Origin of the sequence: Parabacteroides faecis, assembly GCF_014647375.1 — a bacterium.
Taxonomy (GTDB): Bacteria; Bacteroidota; Bacteroidia; order Bacteroidales; family Tannerellaceae; genus Parabacteroides; species Parabacteroides faecis.
Genome location: NZ_BMPB01000004.1, coordinates 111,778 through 128,312, shown reverse-complemented (window position 1 = coordinate 128,312; position 16,535 = coordinate 111,778). Strand labels below are relative to the sequence as shown.

Annotated in this window: 13 protein-coding genes; 5 read left to right on the top strand and 8 right to left on the bottom strand. The window is 44.9% G+C overall.

Annotated features, from left to right (window positions below):
* Window positions 1-26 precede the first annotated feature (26 nt).
* The 3 genes from hemW (at window position 27) to IEY67_RS06675 (ending at window position 2,033) form a co-directional block, all read left to right on the top strand.
* Window positions 27-1,154 (top strand): radical SAM family heme chaperone HemW, encoded by a 1,128-nt coding sequence (hemW, locus tag IEY67_RS06685; RefSeq protein WP_183668840.1) that lies wholly within the window; start codon window positions 27-29, stop codon window positions 1,152-1,154.
* Window positions 1,155-1,294: 140 nt separating this feature from the next.
* The gene (locus IEY67_RS06680) at window positions 1,295-1,870 is read left to right on the top strand and encodes an ATPase (RefSeq protein WP_122354831.1); all 576 of its coding nucleotides are present in this window, start codon (window positions 1,295-1,297) and stop codon (window positions 1,868-1,870) included.
* A complete protein-coding gene (locus tag IEY67_RS06675; RefSeq protein ID WP_165359785.1) occupies window positions 1,863-2,033 on the top strand; it encodes a DUF8506 family protein in 171 nt (56 codons plus the stop codon). The genes IEY67_RS06680 and IEY67_RS06675 overlap by 8 nt, the downstream gene beginning before the upstream one ends.
* 79 nt (window positions 2,034-2,112) lie before the next feature.
* On the opposite strand, the gene IEY67_RS06670 is transcribed toward IEY67_RS06675, so the two are convergent.
* From IEY67_RS06670 to IEY67_RS06655, 4 genes are all read right to left on the bottom strand, one after another.
* The gene (locus tag IEY67_RS06670) at window positions 2,113-4,272 is read right to left on the bottom strand and encodes a S46 family peptidase (RefSeq protein WP_183668838.1); all 2,160 of its coding nucleotides are present in this window, start codon (window positions 4,270-4,272) and stop codon (window positions 2,113-2,115) included.
* Window positions 4,273-4,290: 18 nt separating this feature from the next.
* The gene (locus IEY67_RS06665; RefSeq protein ID WP_122373522.1) at window positions 4,291-4,773 is read right to left on the bottom strand and encodes a CYTH domain-containing protein; all 483 of its coding nucleotides are present in this window, start codon (window positions 4,771-4,773) and stop codon (window positions 4,291-4,293) included.
* A gap of 268 nt (window positions 4,774-5,041) precedes the next feature.
* A complete protein-coding gene (locus IEY67_RS06660; RefSeq protein ID WP_183668836.1) occupies window positions 5,042-5,191 on the bottom strand; it encodes a hypothetical protein in 150 nt (49 codons plus the stop codon).
* 27 nt (window positions 5,192-5,218) lie between these two features.
* A complete protein-coding gene (locus IEY67_RS06655) occupies window positions 5,219-6,292 on the bottom strand; it encodes a DUF2027 domain-containing protein (RefSeq protein ID WP_183668834.1) in 1,074 nt (357 codons plus the stop codon).
* A 105-nt stretch (window positions 6,293-6,397) separates the two neighbouring features.
* Between IEY67_RS06655 and IEY67_RS06650 the strand changes: the two genes are divergently transcribed.
* Window positions 6,398-7,615, top strand: a complete 1,218-nt coding sequence (locus IEY67_RS06650; RefSeq protein WP_183668832.1) for an S-adenosylmethionine:tRNA ribosyltransferase-isomerase — start codon at window positions 6,398-6,400, stop codon at window positions 7,613-7,615.
* A 71-nt stretch (window positions 7,616-7,686) separates the two neighbouring features.
* Window positions 7,687-9,678: a PorE family type IX secretion system protein gene (gene porE, locus IEY67_RS06645; protein WP_183668830.1), complete on the top strand. Its 1,992-nt coding sequence runs from the start codon at window positions 7,687-7,689 to the stop codon at window positions 9,676-9,678.
* 8 nt (window positions 9,679-9,686) lie between these two features.
* Here porE and IEY67_RS06640 read toward each other — a convergent pair whose 3' ends face one another.
* The 4 genes from IEY67_RS06640 to IEY67_RS06625 form a co-directional block, all read right to left on the bottom strand.
* Window positions 9,687-10,058, bottom strand: a complete 372-nt coding sequence (locus tag IEY67_RS06640) for a hypothetical protein (protein WP_229800978.1) — start codon at window positions 10,056-10,058, stop codon at window positions 9,687-9,689.
* 425 nt (window positions 10,059-10,483) lie between these two features.
* Window positions 10,484-11,608, bottom strand: coding sequence for an aldose epimerase family protein (locus IEY67_RS06635; protein ID WP_122373526.1), 1,125 nt, complete (start codon window positions 11,606-11,608; stop codon window positions 10,484-10,486).
* Window positions 11,609-11,701: 93 nt separating this feature from the next.
* On the bottom strand, window positions 11,702-12,673 hold the full coding sequence (locus IEY67_RS06630; RefSeq protein WP_183668828.1) for a T9SS type A sorting domain-containing protein: 972 nt from the start codon (window positions 12,671-12,673) through the stop codon (window positions 11,702-11,704).
* A gap of 146 nt (window positions 12,674-12,819) precedes the next feature.
* On the bottom strand, window positions 12,820-16,527 hold the full coding sequence (locus IEY67_RS06625; RefSeq protein ID WP_183668826.1) for an MBG domain-containing protein: 3,708 nt from the start codon (window positions 16,525-16,527) through the stop codon (window positions 12,820-12,822).
* Window positions 16,528-16,535 lie beyond the last annotated feature (8 nt).

The window sequence follows — 16,535 nt, the reverse complement described above, 5'->3', positions numbered from 1 at the left end:
CTTTTGTCATGAAATAAACAGAAAGTATGGCAGGCCTTTACATCCATATTCCCTTTTGTGCAAAACGTTGTTTGTACTGTGATTTTTTCTCCAATACGGAGATGAAATATAAAGAACCGTATGTCGACGCATTGATCCGTGAGTTGGAAATGCGGAAGGATTATATAGATGGCGAGCCGCTTGAAACGATCTATTTCGGAGGAGGAACACCTTCGCAACTACAGTCGAAAGACTTCGAACGCATATTCAATGCCATTCATCGCTTGTTCGATGTAAGCCATTGTTCTGAGATCACGCTGGAAGCCAATCCGGATGATATGACACCTGAATATGTGACTTCTCTATGTTCATTTCCTTTTAACCGCATCAGTATGGGGGTACAGAGTTTCAAAGAAGAGGACCTCCGTTTCCTGAATCGCCGCCATAACCGGGAACAAGCTTTACGGGCTGTAGAGTTATGTAAGGAAAACGGCCTGTCGAATATAAGTATCGACCTGATCTACGGTTTACCCGGACAAACATTGGAAGAATGGGAGTCTAACCTCGATAGGACTATCCGCCTGGATATTCCCCATATTTCCGCTTACCATTTAATATATGAAGAAGGGACCGCCTTATATAAATTAAAGGAAGCGGGAAAGATATCTCCTGTTGAAGAAGAGGTCAGCGTAACTCTTTTCACCTCCCTGATCGACCGGCTGACGGCAAACGGCTATCTTCACTATGAAATATCCAACTTTGCACGTCCCGGGATGATCTCCCGCCATAACAGTTCTTACTGGACCGGCAAGAAATATCTGGGTATAGGACCGTCTGCCCATTCCTACAACGGAAAAAGCCGCCAATGGAATATATCCTCCCTTCCGGCCTACATCCGGGGGATTGAGAAGGGATTGCCGAACATAGAAGTGGAAGAACTGGATATAAACACCCGTTACAATGATCTCATTATTACCGGACTTCGCACCATGTGGGGAGTCAGTTTAACCGAAATTCAAAGACAATACGGAAATGACAAATTAATCTATTGTAAGAAGCAGGCCTCCCCTTATCTCAAACAGGGATTACTCGTCCAAAAAGAGGATATTCTCACGCTTTCCCGCAACGGAATTTTCATATCCGATAGTATAATGAGTGATCTTTTATGGGTCTAAAATTAACAAAACAGGCCTCCGAAACAACGAAATGGCGGGTTATTCGTACAAATTCTGCACATTTTTACTATTTTTGAGAAATAAATTGTACAACATATAAAACTATTATCTATATTTGCCCTGTCAAAAAGCAGCAAATAGTGCCATATTTATATATAATATCAGGTTGCAACGGAGCAGGGAAGACCACAGCTTCATTTACAATTCTTCCGGAAATGTTGAAGTGTAAAGAGTTTGTGAACTCCGACGAGATAGCCAAGGGGCTTTCCCCTTTTAACGCAGATAGCATCGCCGTAGCTGTAGAAGCAAGCCGTATTATGTATAAACGCATTAAGGAACTCATCGCAGCCGGTGAGACTTTTGCAATGGAAACTACGCTCGCCACCCGGTCAGTCGCAAACCTGATCAGGGAAGCACAAAGGGAAGGTTATTATGTTACATTGTTGTATTTCTGGTTGAATACGCCGGATTTAGCAGTGGAACGGGTAAAAATGAGAGTGGCCGCCGGTGGTCATAACATACCGGAGAGTACAATCCGTCGCAGATATGAGGCGGGTATCCACAACTTGTTTGAACTATATCTCCCTATTAGTGATTATTGGATGATAACAGACAATTCTATGTCTCCGATGGAAGTAATAGCCAAAGGATTCAGGAAGGATAAAAAAGAGATATATAATTCGGATATTTACACTAAACTTGAACATCATGAGTGAACAAGAAGTAAGAGAATTTGAAGAGAATATAGTAAAAGGTGCCAATATAGCTTTTCAACGCTTAGTTAACCAGAAAAAGAAAGAAGACGGAGAATTAGTATTCTCACGTAACGGATATATTTTCCGCGTTAAAGCGGCTGATCTGGAAAAAGGCATATTTTAATTATTTCAGAATATAAAAAAAGCGAGTGATCATCGATCATTCGCTTTTTTTATTATACCCAGAAAGGTTTACTTTCCTTCTATTCAACCAGTTCCATTTCCTCCAACAGGTAACTTGCTCCGGCATATTTGTCTATCAGGAACAAGACATAACGGATATCCACAATGATACTGCGCTGATAATCGGGCAAATATTGGATATCGCCTCCTACACCTTCCCAGTTACGGTCGAAATTAATACCGATCAGTTCTCCGTTCGCATTCAATACCGGGCTTCCCGAATTACCTCCGGTCGTATGTGTCGTCGCACTGAAGGCTACCGGCATTCTTCCGTCAGCCAGTTGATAACGACCGAAATCTTTAGCTTCATACAAAGCCTTCAAACGGCCCGGAACAACAAATTCCCAATTTGTCGAATCCTCTTTTTCCATGACACCGTCAAGAGTGGTCTGGCAGTTATAATAGACTGCATCCTTCGGACGATAGCCTTTTACTTGCCCGTAAGTCAGACGTAAGGAGAAATTGGCATCGGGAAAGTTCGCTTTATCCTGATACATGGCTAACAGGCCTTTCACATATTCCCGGTGTGCCAGGGCATAGCCGGTGTCAAAGTCTGCCAATGCTGCATTCAGGTTCGCCTTTTCTTCCTGTACCGATTTGGCAAAGAGAATCATGGGATCTTCCTCGAGTACCTTAACAGACGGACGTATTTTGAACTTTTCAAAGTTCTCTTCACTTCCGTAGATAGACTTTTCGAAGAGATAATCGACAAAGCGGTCGACATCACCTTTGAATTTTTTATCGATCAAAGCAAAGTAAGCTGGTTGCGACTTGGCTGGTATCAGGCGGCGATATTCTTTCAACATCACCTTAGCTATCTTCCGGTCTACTTCCGGCGAATAGTCTTTATCGGCAAAGCGGTGATAAGACATATCCAGCAAACGTATCTGCTTCTGCTGTTCGTTACGGTCTTTCCCTTTCAGGACATTACATACGGATTGTACTTCCGCCGGTACCTTTGTAAACTCGATACCGCGGAGGATCGCTTCATCCAACATCCAGCTACGAAAACGCAGGTCTTTACGGTCGGAAACGATCTGTTCCAACGTGGACAAAGCTTCGGGATAGGTTGCTTCGTTATTCTTCTGTGCCCAGGCAATCAAAAGGTCTTGCTCCTCTTTCTTTACCTGCTCGAAATTACGCTTTTTAATCGCCCAGTTACTGCCGATCGCATTTTTATAGGCATTAGTCGATCCGGCATATTTACTAGCATACTGAATACGGACAGAAGGGTCTTTCAACATTTCATCCAACATGACTTCCTGGCGGAGATTACGGATATTGATACGGACCGTATTGTCGATATCACGGCGTTCTGCGACTTCCCAGGAGGTATAATATTTATTGGTACGGCCGGGGAAACCCATCATCATCGCATAATCGTCTTCCTCAACGCCCTTGATAGAGATTTTAAACCAGCGCTTCGGACGCAACGGGACGTTCGACTCAGAATACTCTGCCGGATTACCGTTAACATCGGCATATACACGGAATACAGAGAAGTCTCCGGTATGACGCGGCCACATCCAGTTGTCGGTATCGGCACCGAACTTACCTACAGATGAAGGAGGAGCACCTACCAATCGGATATCCGAATAGATTTTCTTCGTGAACATATAATATACGTTACCTCCGTAGAATGCTTTGATCTCGACATCCGTCCCGGGGTTATCCTGCAGGAACTTCTCGCCGACCCTGGTTTTTGCCAGTCCGTTCAGGTATTTTGGGGAGAGAAAATTCATGCTGTTCGGATCGGTATCTTTTGCCAGTTCCGCCTTTACATAATCGGTGACATCCTCTATTTTATCAATGAACGTGACTGTCAAGCCCGGATTCGGTAATTCCTGGTCGCGGGAAGCTGCCCAGAAACCGTCCGTCAGGTAATCATGTTCCAGCGTACTGTGCTGCTGGATCTGACCATATCCGCAATGGTGGTTAGTCAGCAGCAGACCGTCCGGCGAGACGATTTCACCCGTACAGCCTCCGCCAAAAATGACGACAGCATCTTTCAGGGATGCAGAATCAGGACTATATATATCATAGTCCTGCAATTTAAGTCCCAGTGCCTGCATTTCGGGAAACTTCTGTTGCTTGAGCAACGGAAGCAACCACATACCCTCGTCCGCTATTGCAGGCAACGATAAGGCGGCAGCCAGGACAGATAATAAGATTTTCTTCATGGTGTTTTATTGTTTAAATTAATATTGTTTCTTCGCCCACCCGGTATAGGGTTCTTTAGTCAACATCGAATTGTAATACCTGCGGTCGCCACTAACTTCCTCTCCTATCCATTCCGGTTTTTCGAAAGGTTCGTCTTCGGAGGCCAGTTCTATTTCAGCCATGATCAGTCCTTCGTTGGCTCCGTGAAAAACATCGACCTCCCAGGTATGTTGTCCGGCACGGATCAGATGACGTACTTTATCTATGGCACCCGGCTCACAGAGTTTCAACAATTGCTCTGCATCCGTCAATGGTATTTCCTGTTCGAACTCATAACGGCTCAACCCTTTATCGTCCGACGGACCTTTAATAGTCAGATACCCTTTATCGCCACGGATACGAACACGTACCGTACGACCGGGTTGGGAACAGATATATCCCTGCACAATCCGCTGAGAGCTATAGACATCTTTAGAGAAGTCCCCTTTAACAATAAATTTTCTTTCTATTTCGGTTGCCATAGTTTATTTATTATCAGAATTGAATGTAGTGTCGTTGGTAGGGGCGGGGTCTGCCCGCCCTTCTCCATCGGTTGTTATATTATTGTCGCATAGGGCGGGTAAACCCCGCCCCTACAAAACCTGTCATTTGGGTTCAATATTTTCTATTATTGCAACATTGGCTCAAATCTTTCTAAATCCGAATATTTACCATATCTCCCTTTCCTGATTGCTTCGGAAGAAGGAGCCTCCTTAAAAATACTCCGTACTTTCTCTTGACTCTCTCCTTTTAAAACAGTTTTTCTTCAGCAGGGAAACTGTTGCCGACACTGTCGGCAATATTGTCGACAGCGTCAGCAAAATTGTCGACGACGTCGGCAAAGCTGTCGAGGGCGTCGGCAACAACTTTCCTGCAAGGGTAACATAACTTATCCGGCACTTATCCGTTATATATCAGGAGCTGATCTTACTTGATAGTAACCATAGTAGCACCAAAGCCATACTCACGGAAAGAAGCATCCTGATAATAATACTGTTTGTATCTTGTTTTCAGTTCTTTTTCTATCGCCTTACGAAGCACGCCGTCACCTTTTCCGTGGATGAAGACAATCTTCTGTCCTTTATGATTGGCATACTTACCCAATACTTCGTGGAACTTATCCAACTGATAAGTCAGCATATCCGCATTGCTCAGGCCATTTGTATTATCCAGCAGTTCAGTTATATGCAGATCGACTTCCAGCACAGCAGTGTCAGACTTCTTCTTTACGATAGGCTGCGGCGCATGACGTTCTTCCTGGACTTTCTGATACATTGCTTCCTTTAAATCTGCAGCGGAAACAAGCAGTTCCCTCTCCGGAACATCGTTACGGACAATTGGATAAACCATTGCATCTTCTTCGAAGAAGTCATTTTCCATAAAACAATGCTGCTTGTAGAACTTCACCGTATCAAGATGCAGCTCTACAGAGATGGAATTCTTCAGGGAATAAGGCTTATCTTTCTTGAAAGCGATCAACTGCACGCAGATACGTTCAAGGTCATTCAGATCTTCTTTGCCAAACTCTTCCAGGAAGATTTTCGTATTCGGTTCTATCAGGCCATTATAGCGGCTGATCCAGCTATTGTTATGGCGGTTCATATAATTAAAGAGCAGATAGTAGTTACTGTCATTGATGAAGTAAGTTTCATAACCGCTCTGCTGCATCACCTTGGTCGGTTCGAGGGGAAGATAAGCCAGATAGATATTCATCCGTTCTCCTTCGGCAGTTTCCTCGATCTTCACTTCTTCAGGCTTCGGCTGTGGTTTGGGGGCAGATTGTTGAACCTGGACCTGCGGTTGTGATTTCGGACGGTTCGAGCTATGTACCTGCATTTCATTTTCTCCACCTACCACTACGCATTCGCGGATCAGTGCGGGGACTTCAAAACCGTCTTCATCCTCTACCAGTACCTGATCCTTCCCTTTAAAACTACGTACGATTCCGCCTCCTGTGGTATTCAGGAAACGGACTTTATCTCCGACTTTTACAGTATTCATCGTTTTATTATTAGTGTTATGAACACAAAAGTAATACATTTCCCACACATTTGTAGTACTTTTGCAGCCGGTTCGATAAGAACGTATCCGAAAACAGAGATAGCAATGGTTACAAAAACTCAACAGATAAGTATCGAAGATTATAACTATTCGTTACCTGATGAACGAATAGCAAAGTTTCCCCTGCCCAAACGGGATGAATCCAAATTATTACTTTACCGGGACGGAAAAGTAGGCGAAAGCGTTTTCAAGCATATTACCGATTATCTGCCGGAAGGTTCACTGATGGTATTCAACAATACCCGCGTCATCCAGGCACGGTTATTATTTCAGCGTGCGACAGGAGCACAGATCGAAGTATTCTGTCTTGATCCTGCTGTGCCACATGATTATGAACTTATCTTTCAGGAAACAGAAGCATGTAACTGGATTTGCCTGATCGGGAATGCGAAGAAATGGAAAGAGCCTGTTCTTTCACGCGAGATAACCGTTGCAGGTCAGACTGTCAGACTGTCTGCCGAGAAAGTACAAAGCTACGGAGAGACACACCAGATCAGGTTCAGCTGGAGCGGAGGTTTCAGCTTTGCTGAAGTACTGGATGCTGCGGGCGAGCTTCCCATACCTCCTTATCTGCACCGGAAAACAGAAGAGAGCGACCTGAAGACGTATCAGACTGTTTATTCAAAAATCAAGGGTTCGGTTGCCGCACCGACGGCAGGGCTTCATTTTACCCCGGAAGTGCTGGCAGATCTGGATGCCAAAGGTTTCGGCCGTGAAGAGTTGACACTGCATGTCGGAGCCGGAACATTCAAACCGGTCAAAAGCGAAACGATCGAAGGGCACGAAATGCATACCGAATATATATCCGTACGCCGCAGCACGATCGAACGGGTCATGCAGAACCTAGGACATATTATCGCCGTAGGGACAACTTCCGTCCGCACGCTCGAAAGCCTTTATTATATCGGTACGACACTTGCCACCAATCCGGAAGCGACTTCCGAAGAGTTGGTCGTCAAACAATGGATGCCGTACGAGGAAAGCAACAACCGGTTGACAACCGCAGAAGCCCTGCAGAACATACTCGACTATCTGGATAAACATCAATTGAACACCCTGATTACGGCTACCCAGATCATCATTGCCCCCGGCTATGAGTTCAAGATTGTAAAAGGCATCGTGACCAACTTCCACCAACCCAAAAGCACCTTGCTCCTACTTATCTCAGCTTTCGTGAAAGGGGATTGGATGAATATATATAACTATGCGTTGGGACATGATTTCCGATTCTTGAGTTACGGGGATAGCTCGCTATTATTATAATAATGAATATACGGTTCAGGCAATATCCTTTCAATCCATTCGTTATTACATAGTATAAAGATTATCCGGTGATGAATAAGAAGATTACTCCCTATATATTACTGTTTTTAACCGCTTTACTGTTGTTTTCCTGCAAATCAGCCAAGCTGAGCGATGCGGAAGAGAAGCAGCGGATCGGCGAATACTTTGAGGCAGCAGCTATCTATCGGAAGGTTTATACGAAAACATCTCCTCAGAAAAGAGACTTACGCGGGTATATCGCTTACCGGATGGCAGAATGTAACCGTCTCATTAATAATACACCGAGAGCGACCAGCGCTTATATGAACGCATTGCGTTACGAATATCCCGACAGCATCGTAAGCCTGCGCCTGGGACAGATGTACCAGAAAACCGGCAGATATACAGAAGCTATACGTTACTACAATGATTTCCTGCAACGAAACCCGGAAAGCAAACTGGCCCTCAATGGTATCAAAGGGAGCGAACTGGCTCCGCAATGGAAACAGAATCCGAGCCGTTACATCGTTAAGCGGATGGAAAAATTCAATTCCCGCCGCGGTGACTTCAGCCCGATGTTATACGGCGACAAATACGACCAGCTTTATTTCACCTCTTCCCGTACACCTAAAGGGGCAAACAAAGACAAGGATGAGACGGTCAGTGCTATCACCGGCATCAGGAACAACGACTTTTTCCTGGTCAAGCAAGATGAACAAGGCAACTGGCTTGCTCCTGTCGAACTGGAAGATGAAGTGAATACCGAATTTGACGAAGGAACTCCTTCTTTCTCAAAAGACGGAAACACGATGTATTACACCTATTGCGCACAAGACCCGGAGGGACCGCGTACTTCTGAAATTTACGTATCTACCCGCAGCAGCGCCAAATGGGGTAAAGGGACACGTGCCAGTATTGTGAAAGACTCAGTGACAGCTTTAGGTCATCCGGCCATTTCTCCTGACGGGAAATACCTTTATTATGTATCCGATGCTGTGGGAGGTTTCGGAGGAAAAGATATTTTCCGTTCCCGTCTTGTAGGCAATGACTTCGGTCCGATGGAAAACCTGGGACCGGAGATCAATACTCCCGGCGACGAGATGTTCCCATACGTACGCGACTCCGTCACGCTCTACTTTGCTTCTAACGGACATCCGGGGATGGGCGGCCTTGACCTTTTCAAAGCGACCCAGGACAGCACCGGCAAATGGCATGTCGAGAACCTGAAAGCACCGATCAACTCGATGGGAGACGATTTTGGTATTACCTTCGAGGGGAACAAGGAAAAAGGATTTTTCAGTTCTAACCGTAACGATGCACGCGGTTATGATCACCTATACTCGTTCGAACTTCCTATTATAACTATATTTATCGAAGGTATTGTCTTCGACGTGGATGAAAATCCGATCGAGGATGCAACGGTCCGTATTGTCGGTAAAGACGGTCTGAACGAAAAGGTTCTGGCGAAGAAAGACGGTACTTACCGGGTGGAACTGGAACGCGATATCCGTTACGTCATGATGGCTAGTGCCCGCGGTTACCTCAACCAGAATTTCGAACTGAGAACCGGACCGGAAGAGAAGAACGAGACTTATATCGTAGACTTCTATCTCTCCCCGATCAGCAAACCGGTCGTTATCGAAAATATCTTCTACGATTTCGATAAGGCAACCCTGCGCCCCGAATCGCAAAAGGCACTGGATGAAATGATCAAGATGTTGAACGATAACCCGAACGTGACAATCGAGCTGGGAGCACATACCGACCGCAAAGGCAGCGACCAGTATAACGAACGCCTGGCACAACGCCGTGCCCAGTCGGTAGTGGATTATCTGATTGCCGGAGGCATCGACAAAGAACGTCTGGAAGCCAAAGGATACGGTGAAAGCGTACCGAAGGTGATCAATAAGAAAATGGCTAAAAGCTTCGACTTCCTGAAGGAGGGGGATATACTGACGGAAGAGTTTATCCTGACGCTGACTCCCGAACAACAGGAAATGGCTGACCAGATAAACCGCCGTACAGAATTTAAAGTACTCAGAACAAACTATAACCTGTTCTAAAGGTATCGTTATTCCGTTTTGCTTTTCGCCAACACTTCGGAAAAGGAGATGGGCCAGTCTATAGCACTCATCAATGTTTCGAAAGCCAGACGACAGTTAAGCGGAGTAACCATATATTCGGAATACAGATCGCACACGGTCAATGCCAGCATCATCTTGACGTTGTAATGTGCCCCTTTCAGAATAACCAGGCTTTCCAGGACAGCTGTTTCCCGTGCCTTCTCAAAATCCTGCTCCGTCAAAAGGATCTTATTCTGTAACTGTTGAAAATGCGGACAATCAGATACGGGTGTGTAGCCATCCATTCCCTCTGCAATATCCAGTAAAACCCGGCAAACAGCAATCCGTTCTCTTTCTTTAGGATTCATATAGTAGATCAAGCCGCCCTGTTTCCCTTGTTTGGCATTTTATATAATAAAGAAGCGTGGGAACTGTTAATCCATTATTCGGAACTGAGGTATCGCCAAACACCCATCGAACAAATAATAAGACAACAGCCCACGCCCTATTGTATATACAGGAGTATATATAACAAGCGTGAGCGTTCAGTTGTCTATCATCTTCGTTCGACTAGAAACTTGGCGATTTTCAGTTCCAAAGATAATATCTTAAACGCTTATATGTCACTCAGCAAATGAGTAGCCGAAACTCAAAGGGCCATTCATCTGTTGAACGGGACAAAGATAGCTAAAAGCAATAATATATATTCTTTGCAAAGAATTATTAACAAGAAAAAAAGGCCACCTGTAATAGGTAGCCTTCCTTTTATAGCAAAATAGCGATCTCGGTTGTTAATCAACCGGAATCATTCTACAGTAAATTTATAAATACATTCGCTGGTATACTTTTCTCCCGGGTTAAGAACGACACTCGGGAAGTCCGGATGATTAGGCGTATCCGGGTAATGCTGTGTCTCCAGACAGAAAGCCCCGCGATGCGGATAAGTCACGCCGTGCTTGCCGGTATCTTTTCCATCCATAAAGTTTCCGGTATAAAACTGGATACCCGGTTCGTTGGTATATACTTCCAGAGCGATACCGCTAGTCGGAGAGTAAGCCTTAGCTGCCAGTACATTCTTGTCACCGTTTGTATTCAGTACCCAGTTCAGGTCATAACCATGACCGAACTGTAGCTGCTGGAACGGGTCGTTGATCTGCTTGCCGATAGCGACCGGAGTACGCAGATCCAGCGGAGTTTCAGCAACAGGGCTGATACCTACAGGGATCAGGGTGCTGTCAACCGGCGTATAGTTATCCGCATTGATCATAACCAACTGATCCAACACATTGGAACCGGGAACGCCGGAAAGATTGAAATAACTATGGTTTGTCAGGTTCACAACCGTTTTCTTGTCCGTCGTTGCTTCATATTTGATATCGACAGCATTATCATCCGTCAATGTATAAGTTACTTTGATATTCAGATTTCCCGGGAAACCGGCTTCGCCGTCTTTCGAAAGATAAGTCAGCTCCAAAGACTGGTCGTTCAGCTGTTTAGCATCCCACATACGGGCATGATATCCCTGAGGACCACCATGCAGGCAATGCATGCCGTCATTCTTTGGCAACGTATATTCCGTGTCGTCCAACGTGAATTTAGCCTGGTTGATACGGTTTCCATAACGTCCGATCAAAGCTCCGTAATTACCGTCCGACTGCACATACTGGTTGATATTGTCATATCCCAGCACGACATCCGTCATTTTGCCATTCTTATCAGGGACCATTACGGATACCAGTCGTCCACCGTAGTTAGTAACGCAAGCTTCTGCCCCATTTTTATTCTTCAACACATACAAGGCGGTAGGCTTTCCCTCCACTTCCGATACGAAATCAGACTTCATTAAACCGGAAATTGTAGCCTCTTCTTTTTTTTCGCCGCATGACAACAATAAACACATTGCCATAACAGCCATACACAGTCTTTTCATTTCAAATTGATAAATTAAAGTGTTTGTTGGATATGGGGCAAATATACACCATTCTGACCAGAATATCCTCCCTACACCGAATAATAATATCTTTTAACGAATCCGGAACTTCATCGTTTGCACTCCCTCTCTTCCTTCGATTCTCAAGGTATAGACACCCATAGAAAGAGATGACAAGGAGACTGTTTCTCCCGGATAACGAGAGTGAAAGACCAGTTTTCCATCCATTGCGTAGACTGCCAGGTTATTGTAATTGCCGTCCAAATACAAGATATTATCCACAATAGACAGACTACCGGCAGGCAAACTAATTTTTTCCGTCGATACCGGATCTTTATATACCAGATCAACACGCTGTACCGACAGGGTGTTATTCTCTTTTATCTTACTACGGTTACGGTAATCTGCTCCCGAAAGTGTTATATTCATCTTTTCGGGTATCTCATCAGAATAATAATCGATCGGCACAGAAATACGTGTCCAGTCGGACAGTTCGCCTTTTATTTCATATTCGGCTTTACCGATCAGGGTAACGGAACCGTTCTCCGCCAGCACATCTTTCTCGTTGTCGATCAATTCTTTATCATCAGGACTGGAAGATACGACTGTTCCTTTCCACAGATAAAGAACAATCCAGGCAGTCTCTTCCGACACTGCTTTACGTTTGAACACGCCGACTATCGAATCCGGACGATGGGTAAATTCTATTCCTCCCGTCGTACCTCCGTCACTTTTGGAGATATCCGAGATATTGGCATATACCCACGGAGTACCTAAAGAGATATAAGCCGGCGCATTCGAGCCCATCCCGAACAAACCGACAAACTGATTGGTTAACAGAACAGAACCATCAGAACTACGGGTTACCAATTCTTTCTTTACCCCCATCTGACTGACATTCGAAGCTTTCCATCCGGCCGGCTGCTTACCGACTCCATTATAACCAGTCTCCCACTCTGCAGAGAAATCACCATTCGGAATGGATTGGGCACTGAGATAGCAACAAAACGCAGAGCTGTTAATAATCAAAATACAACATAAAAGCCTTAGTAGATTTTTCCTCATAATACTTTGTTTTATAGTGATTTATACTACAAATATATAAAAGCCCTCCGAATATTCATCCGGAAGGCTTCTCTTTTTATCTATATTATCTCTTTACCGGTGAATCTGCATTCGCCAGTGAAAAGACATATGTCATCAATACAAAACTACTTCTTTATGATCCGAACCGTCTTCGCTTCGCCATTTGTCAAAACGATACGTACCAGATAATAACCGCTACGCAACTGGCTCAGGTCGATCACCTGTTCCGGATTCTTAATAAGTTTCCGGAGCTTACCGGCTGCATCGACTACATAGATCGCTTCCACCGGAGTTTCAGATACAACTGTCGCATTATACTCTACGATCGTAGGATACAGGCCGACACCCTGCAAAGTGATAGATTCATTACCTACTGAACCTAGTTTCACATTGAAGATTACAGAATCGCGATGTGCCAAATGGTTGGTCGACTCCGGTATAGTGATGTAAACCTTACTTATGCCTTCACTCTTACCGATCACATGTACACCTTCCGCATGTTCACGCAAACCTGCAATCTGGATCGATTCGGCAGCATAAGAAATCTTAGCCGGAGATTCGCAGCTTGCATACAACAGAACAGAATCACCTACCATGACAGTTGTCGATTCTACAGAATACTGAAGACCGGCAGCCGCTTTGGCTATTGTCAGTTTTCCAGGCACCAAAGTAACGGCATAATTATCTTCATCTGAACTCAGACAGTCGATAATCAGGTCGTAAGTACCGGCATTGACAGGTTTCACATTCGTCTTCACAGTATACAGGAAGTTCAATACATCCGGATTATCACTACCGACAAAACCTTCGTATGCAGGTGTCAGTTCAGGAATTTCATCACCGTAAACGATATTGACCGTGCCCGCCTTGATTGTCAGAATGGCTTTCGAAACGGTAAGTGTTCCCGTACCTCCTACTACTGTATAGTTTGTACCCGGATCACCGCCTTCTACATATAATGTATAGTTACCGGCTCCGGTAATCGTACCGGCGACTTTTACAACAGGAGCAGTTGCTGCCCTGAAATCGTCGCTGCCGATAAATCCGGAATAAGTATATTCGAATGTTGCCGGTAACTCTTCACCATAAGAGATCAACGCATCTTTCGGCTTCACATATACTTCGCGCGGTTTGATCTGCATCTTTTCCTTGCGGACAAGCAGGTCGGAACCATTATGTTTCACAAAGATAGAGATGTTATAGATACCCGCTTCAACCGGCAGATCAGGATCGCCGTCGTAAGTAATGATCGGATTATATGTCGTGATACCTTTCAGGTCTGTCAATTGTACATCGGCTGCTTTCGGCGTACCGTCGTAATCGAATACCATATTGCCCAGAACGACATTGTAATCAGCTTCGTTCTTCAGACGTACTACTTTAAATACTTCCGATTTCAGAGCTTCCTCCTGTCCGGATTCTGCATTGTAACGGGCAGTGATTGTAACACCTTCGTCACCGGTCAGGTCTTTTGCACGCAGATACCAGATACTTTCTACCTTTTCAACCTGGATCAGAGCCGGATTGGAAGATTCGTAAGTGATCTGAGAACCTTCGGCAATTACAGTCGTCCCCTGTTTTACTACAGCATTCAACCGTACAAGGTCGCCTACGATCAATTCGTTCTGTATCGGAGTCCAAACCATGACATAGCTGTTATCCGGATAAATCTGATAACGGGCTTTTCCTACAATTGTAATTTCATAATTCGGATTTTCCTCATTAATAGCGGTAATACCCGTCAGTTCGTATGTGCCTACCGGCAGGATACCTTCCGGACGGTTATTGATAACCAGGTTCTTGATACGGTTACCGACAGTTACCGTCGCCGTTGAATCCAGATTGTTCGCCGATTCGTCCAGTTTGAAACCTTCATAAGAAATGAATTCTTTCTGAACCTCTGCTTTGTTAAATTCAGGATCGGCCGAAGCATAAGCTCTCTTGATCGTATCCAGACGGATGATCAGCGGTGCTTTCGCCACTTCCAGACGAACGCTGTCGTTCGTTTTAGTACCCGGAACCAATGTATTCATAAGCAACTTATAATTACGATCTTTCGCCACGAACGGAGGTTGAACAGACTTGTCTTCCGTAACTACCTTAATCTGCAAAGTATCGTTATAAGATCCTGCATGCAGGGTGTTATCGGCAGCAACTGGCTTAACGACTACTTTCGGCATAAAGTCGATAATATCGTCAGGAGTACTTGTTGTCTGATATTTGGCATCAAAGATAGCCAGACCACGTTTCTTGTCGGCATCGTTCGGTTCGAATGTCCAGGTCGTGTCCTTATCGGCTTCACCGTATACGCGGTCTACAATCACTTTCCAGATAGCCAGTTGACGCTGGTTGATCAGGAATGAACCGTCGACAGTCTTGAACGCATAGTTCAGAGAAGAAACCTTGTCGATATTATCCACTTTGGCAACATACAGGCTGTCCTCTTTCTGATTCGGCTTTTCACGTTTCAGATTCACCTCTGTCTTTTCAGTTGCTTTCTTACCTTCGTAATCATAATATCCGGCAAGTGGAGCAACCTTGAAACCTTTATCGCCTTCAGCCGTTGCAGAAATATAATTCACCGCCTCAGCTACTTTAGAGAAAGCATAGGAAGGAGCTGTCGCAGCAGGTTTCTCCGCTCTCTTTTTCAGCCAGAAGTATCCGTCCGGATTCGCTTCACCATAGATTTTCTGCATGACATTGACAGATTTAGCCTCTATAGTTACTGCCTGATACGCATCAAAGACCGTAATGGTGATCGTATCTTTCTTCACTTCATACTTTCCGGCAGCAATTGCCTGGATATCATAATTAGACAATCTCCATGTAACCTGAGTGGTCGCAGCTTCCGTCAGCTCATAGCTGTATGTACCAACATCGCTTTTAGGTTTATTTACCGCAGCTGAAACAGCCGTATGAACGACAGCCAGATTATCCCCTTCAAACAAGCCTTCCAGAGTCTGCTCATTCTTCAACTCGCCAGCCGTTATAACAAGTTCGCCAGCCGGAATAGTTCCGATATTAGCGTCATCGTATAAACGGACACTGTCGGGTACAGCCAGTGTAAGAGGAGCTTTGTTAACAGTCAGCAAACCTCTGCCTTCCTGCCAGGTATCAGACCAAACCAGCAAATTCAGTGAATAGTTGGCCGCCTGACCACCGGTCAGTTCGATCACATAAGTTCCGGGAGCCGAACTTTTATCGGCAGCAGAATAAGAGACAGTCGGCAACATATTCACCTGTGAATTGGTGAAAATGGCTTCCGTATCTCCATTTACAAATCCGTCGAACACAAAGTCTTTGGTAGACCAGGGCGTTACCGGATTCTCATCTCCATAGAAACGGCTGGTATCCTTAGCCGCAATATTTAACTCAGCGGGATTCACCGTAAGAGGCATACTTGTAAATGTACCTTCCCGGTTACTGACGAAGAACACGACATTGCTTGAATTTGCATATTGAAAATAACCAGTCAGATTATTCGCAACAAAACCCAGCGTTTCCCCTCCGCTAACTGTTGGCGTTGCTGAAAACTTCAGGACATCAAGAGCCTGCGTCGGAGCTTTAAATGTTACTCCTTCTCCGATATTACCATGTACACTTCCATCTCCATTCACATAGAAGTAGTTGAAACTGGCCCCGCTAATACCTCCTGCCACCGTTCCCAGTTCCTGACCATAGGTCATCGCTAACGGTGTATTGGCATTGAAACTCACATATATAGTATCAGGAACAGCTGTCTGTGCCTGCATGATACCGCCTGAAACGAGCATCAGGGGAAGCAGCATAAGCTGCTTCCTCGATGTTAATATTGATTTAATATATTTCTTCATACTAAATT